The organism is Halobacteriovorax sp., from assembly GCF_041587335.1.
Taxonomy (GTDB): domain Bacteria; phylum Bdellovibrionota; class Bacteriovoracia; order Bacteriovoracales; family Bacteriovoracaceae; genus Halobacteriovorax.
This window is the reverse complement of record NZ_JBFGYP010000167.1, coordinates 1-5,237: the sequence shown is the minus strand read 5'-3', so window position 1 is coordinate 5,237 and position 5,237 is coordinate 1. Positions and strand designations below refer to the sequence as shown.

Below are 5,237 nucleotides of genomic sequence, written 5' to 3'. Positions count from 1 at the left end.
TGCATATGCAGACTCAAATGCAGCTGCAGAAGACCTTGCCCTAAGTACACTAGGACATGGAGAAACTTCAAGACTTCACAGAAAACTAGTTCTTGATGGCACACTTTCAAATGGTGCATCTAGTTCTACGATGTTTATGAGCAAAGGTGGAGTTCACTTCTTGAGAGTAAGCTTGCCTCATAAAAATTTGAAGAAGGCCCTTAAAAGACTAGAAGTTATATTTAAAGACCTTGTGAAGAATGGTCTTAAAAAAGATGAGATAACAAAAATTCAAAACCAATATGTCGCTTCAAAGATTTATGAAAAAGAATCACTTGAATCATATGCATTCTCTCTTGGACATGGTTTTGCTCAAGCAGGAAATATAAACTGTGAAGAAGATTTCATAAATAGAATTAAAGGAACTTCAATTACAGAAGTTAATCAAACTTTCAAAGAAATATTTTCTCGACCTATTCACATTTCACTTCAAGTTCCTCAAGGTACAGATGTTGAGAAGGCTCACAAAAACCTCGAAGATTTCCAAGTAAGTACTTCTAAACTAAAAGACCTTGCTAAAGATACAAATGTGAAAGAAATGGGACTAACTTCAAAGTTCGACCCACAAGTTAGAGTAATTGAATTAAAAAAGGGAATCTCACTTCTCTATAGACATAATCCACTCAACCCGACATTTGTTTTACACACATATCTAAAGGGTGGTCTAACTGAAGAAACTGCAAAAAACAATGGTATCTACCATCTACTAAGCGGAACAATCTCTAAAGGACATCAAGACAAATACTATGATGAATTAAAAGAAGAGTTAGAAAATAAATCTGCACATATCTCAGGATTTACAGGAAAAAATGCTTACGGAATCACAATGCACGGGCTAACAGAAAATGCTCCAGGACTATTTAAGGATTTCTTTGCAACGCTCACGAAACCAAACTTTGAGCAAAAATTTATCGATCATGAAAAAGAGATGACTTTAAGGCATATTGAAAATCAAAAAGAAGACCCTATTAGGCACTGCTTCTCAAAAGTTAATCAATATGCTTTTAAAAATCACCCTTATAGCCTCAACATTCTTGGATCAATAGAGAATATCAACAAACTTAAACAAGAAGATTTGATTTCTCTACACAATGAAAATTTAAATAAGAAAGAAATTCTTATTAGCTATTGTGGAGACCTTTCTTTAGAAGAAGTCATGAGCATGGTTAATAAAGAAATTAAGCCTCTTGAAAAAAGAGCTAAGAATAAACTAGTAGCTAAACCTATCAAGCCTGAAGTTGGACAGAAACACTTTATAAAATTTGACCGTGAACAAACTCAAATTTTTCACTTTATCCCAAGTGCAAAACTTGGAAAGAAAGAAAATATTGTATTAAAGATGATTGCAACTCACCTCTCAGGTCAATCTAGTGAACTCTTTGTTGAAGTTAGAGACAGACAAGGACTCTGTTATTCTGCTCAGCCAATTCACTTCACAGCACTTGAGGCAGGATACTGGGGAATTTATATGGCTTCAGGACATGATAAAGTTAAACCAGCAATAAAGGCCATTAAGGATATTCTTGAAAAACTTCGTGATAATGGACTATCTAAAAAAGACTTTAATAGAATCAAAAAAATGATTGAAGGACAATCCTTACTCAATGTTCAAACAAATGAAGATTACGCAAACATTTACTCTGTGCCTACACTTCAAGGACTTGGTCTTGATTGGTATCACGAAGGAAATATTCAAATTAACCAAATAACATATGAAGAGTTTCAAAAAGAAATTAAAAAAGTATTCAAAAGAAAATGGAATACAGTAATTGTTGGTAGAGAAGACGCTTAAAAAATATTAGGAGGCGATCCAAATGAGATCGTCTTCTTTAGCATTGCTAGAATATTCTTTAGAAAGTAGCTCCATCAAAAGGGCAGTATTAGAAAACTTTCTTGAGAACTCGTTATAAAAAGAATCCACATCATAAAATGATGGAACTAAGCTATTAAGTTTAGAATAGGCAGCCTGGCCAATATCCTTGTAATAATTTACGTCAATAATTTTTTTATTTAATGAATCAGAGAAAAATCCACATATAAATAAAGCTGTATCTCCAATATCTTTCAATTCTCGAATCTTCTTCTTCGTAGGCAGATGACTAGCATGCATTAACTTCATCCCTAATATTTTTTCGGAAGTCTTACCTTCTTTTTCTTCAAAGAGTTCATGGGCCATTCCAAATTTATCCATAACTAAACTCGAGTAAAATATATCCTCCCTAGATAATGGACTCGAGTATTTCTGATTTAATTGGGCCAATTGATCGAAGAAATAACACTGTAAACTAGTTTCAAGTATGAGATTGCTAGAAAAATTTGCTGACATCGATTCTCCTTACGAAGTTTCAATAACTTAAGTAGTACCAGAAAAGGTACTCCTCACTAAACTAGTTAAATAATAACACAGCACGTCTTTCAAGTGAATTCTGCATTTTATTCCATCACTTAGAAGTTCCAAGATGTGCAAAAGTGCCAAATATTTGCTAGTTTAAGAAATAAATTTTTATTTAAAAGTGGAGCACCATGAAATCGATCAATGACTGGAAAGAACTTGCGACTAAAGAGCAAAAGGGAAAATCACCAGAGACTCTAATTACTAAATCAGCAGAAGGTATAGATATAAAACCTCTTTATACTAAAGAGGATATTGAGCCTTACCAAAATACAAATACACTCCCAGGTTTTGCACCTTTCATAAGAGGTCCTAGGGCCACAATGTATACAGGTAGACCTTGGACAATCAGACAGTACGCTGGTTTTTCCACTGCCGAAGAATCAAATGCATTTTACAGAAAAGCACTTGCAGCCGGTGGCCAGGGAGTTTCTGTAGCTTTTGATTTAGCTACACATAGAGGTTACGACTCAGATCACCCTAGAGTTAGTGGTGATGTAGGAAAGGCCGGAGTTGCAATTGACAGCGTTGAGGATATGAAAGTCTTATTTGACTCAATTCCATTAGACAAAGTATCAGTTTCAATGACAATGAATGGTGCTGTTCTTCCAATTCTTGCAAACTATATTGTTGCGGCTGAAGAACAGGGAGTCTCACAAGATAAACTTTCAGGAACTATTCAAAATGATATCCTAAAAGAGTTTATGGTTAGAAATACTTACATCTACCCACCTGCTCCATCAATGAAGGCCATCGCTGATATCTTTGAGTACACATCAAAGAAGATGCCTAAGTTTAACTCTATTTCTATTTCTGGTTATCATATACAAGAAGCTGGTGCTGATAATGCTCTTGAGCTTGCCTACACTCTTGCCGATGGAAGAGAGTACATTGAAACTGCAATAGCTGCAGGTATGAATATAGATGACTTCGCTCCAAGACTTTCATTTTTCTTTGGAATTGGTATGAACTTCTATATGGAAATTGCCAAACTCAGAGCTGCGCGAATGCTATGGACTGAAATTGTAAATGAGTATGAGCCTAAGAACGTTAAATCAACAATGCTTAGAACTCACTGCCAGACTTCAGGATGGTCACTAACAGAACAAGACCCATACAACAATGTAATCAGAACAACAGTTGAAGCAATGGCCGCAGTATTTGGTGGAACACAATCTCTTCACACTAATGCATTAGATGAAGCCGTAGCACTGCCAACAGAGTTCTCTGCAAGAATTGCAAGAAACACTCAAATTATTCTTCAAGAAGAAACAGGTATTACCAATGTAGTTGACCCTTGGGGTGGATCTTACATGATGGAAACACTTACAAATGAAATTGCAGATAAGGCCAGAGAGTTAATGGAAGAAGTTCATAAGCTTGGTGGTATGGCGAAGGCCATTGAATCTGGTGTTCCAAAGTTAAAGATTGAAGAAGCTGCAGCAATTAAGCAGGCTAAGATTGATAGAGGTGAGCACACTATTGTTGGTGTTAACAAATATAAAGTAGAAAATGATGAAGAGATTGAAATTCTAGAAATAGATAATACAGCAGTAAGAGAGTCTCAAATTAAAAGACTAGCAGAACTAAAGAAAGGAAGAGATGATGAAAAAGTGCAAATAGCGCTTAAAGCTCTTACCTCTTACGCACAAACAGGAATAGGAAACGGTCTTGAACTAGCAGTAAATGCTGCAAGAGTACGTTGTACTGTTGGAGAAATATCAGATGCATTAGAAACTCACTGGGGAAGATACAAAGCTAACTCAGGTACAGTATCTGGAGTCTATGGAAATGCTTACGAAGAAGATGAGAATTGGAATATGATAAAAGAAAAAATCGCGAACTTTGAAAAAGTTCATGGAAGAAGACCAAGAATGCTTGTCGCTAAGATGGGACAAGATGGTCATGACCGAGGAGCAAAAGTCATTGCTACAGCATATGCAGATGTAGGATTTGATATCGACCTGGCTCCACTTTTTTCAACTCCAGAAGAAGTTGCAAAACAAGCGGTAGAAAATGATGTTCATGTTATTGGAGTATCTTCCCTAGCAGCAGGACATAAAACTCTCATTCCTTCACTAATTAATGAACTTAAGAAACTTGATTCTGAAGATATTGTTGTTGTTGCTGGAGGAGTAATTCCAAAGCAAGACTACGACTTCCTTTATAAAGCAGGTGTTAAAGGAATTTATGGACCAGGAACAGCAATCCCTTATGCTGCAGAAGATGTTCTTAAACATATAGAAGAAAGTAAAAAATAAGTATGTATACAGTGAATGAAAAAGATATTCTCTCTGGAAATAGAAGGGCCTTAGCCAAGGCCATTACTCTTATTGAAAGTAAGAGAGATGATCACAGAGTAAAGGGTCAGGAACTACTTGAAAAAGTACTTCCCTCTTCTGGCAAAAGTATTCGAATAGGTATCACCGGAACACCAGGAGTGGGAAAGTCTACCTTCATTGAAAGCTTTGGGCTCTATTTAATTTCACAAGGCCATAAAGTTGCTGTTCTTGCCGTTGACCCGAGCTCACCGATATCAGGTGGAAGCATCATGGGAGATAAAACAAGAATGGAAATGCTTTCTCAGAATGAGAATGCTTTTATTAGGCCCTCTCCATCTTCGGGAAGTCTAGGTGGAGTTGCTGGGAAAACAAGAGAGACGGCCCTTCTTTGTGAAGCAGCAGGGTATGATGTTATCCTAATTGAAACTGTAGGAGTAGGACAGTCTGAGTATGAAGTCGCTTCGATGGTCGACTTCTTTCTTGTCCTTATGCTTCCAAATGCAGGCGATGAACTACAAGGAATA

General features: G+C 36.4%; 4 protein-coding genes. 3 read left to right on the top strand and 1 reads right to left on the bottom strand.

Annotated elements, in window-relative coordinates; all coding sequences use genetic code 11:
- On the top strand, positions 1-1,831 hold a 1,831-nt coding region (locus tag ABX784_RS15310), incomplete at its 5' end, for an insulinase family protein (protein ID WP_372655935.1).
- Between the two features lie 6 nt (positions 1,832-1,837).
- Here ABX784_RS15310 and ABX784_RS15305 read toward each other — a convergent pair.
- Positions 1,838-2,365 (bottom strand): hypothetical protein, encoded by a 528-nt coding sequence (locus ABX784_RS15305; RefSeq protein ID WP_372655934.1) that lies wholly within the window; start codon positions 2,363-2,365, stop codon positions 1,838-1,840.
- A gap of 197 nt (positions 2,366-2,562) precedes the next feature.
- On the opposite strand from ABX784_RS15305, the gene scpA reads away from it, so the two are divergent.
- Positions 2,563-4,692 carry a methylmalonyl-CoA mutase gene (scpA, locus tag ABX784_RS15300; protein ID WP_372655933.1) on the top strand — a complete coding sequence of 710 codons (2,130 nt, stop codon included), beginning with the start codon at positions 2,563-2,565 and terminating at the stop codon, positions 4,690-4,692.
- Positions 4,693-4,694: 2 nt separating this feature from the next.
- The coding region (gene meaB / locus ABX784_RS15295; RefSeq protein ID WP_372655932.1) for a methylmalonyl Co-A mutase-associated GTPase MeaB at positions 4,695-5,237 on the top strand (543 nt) is incomplete at its 3' end.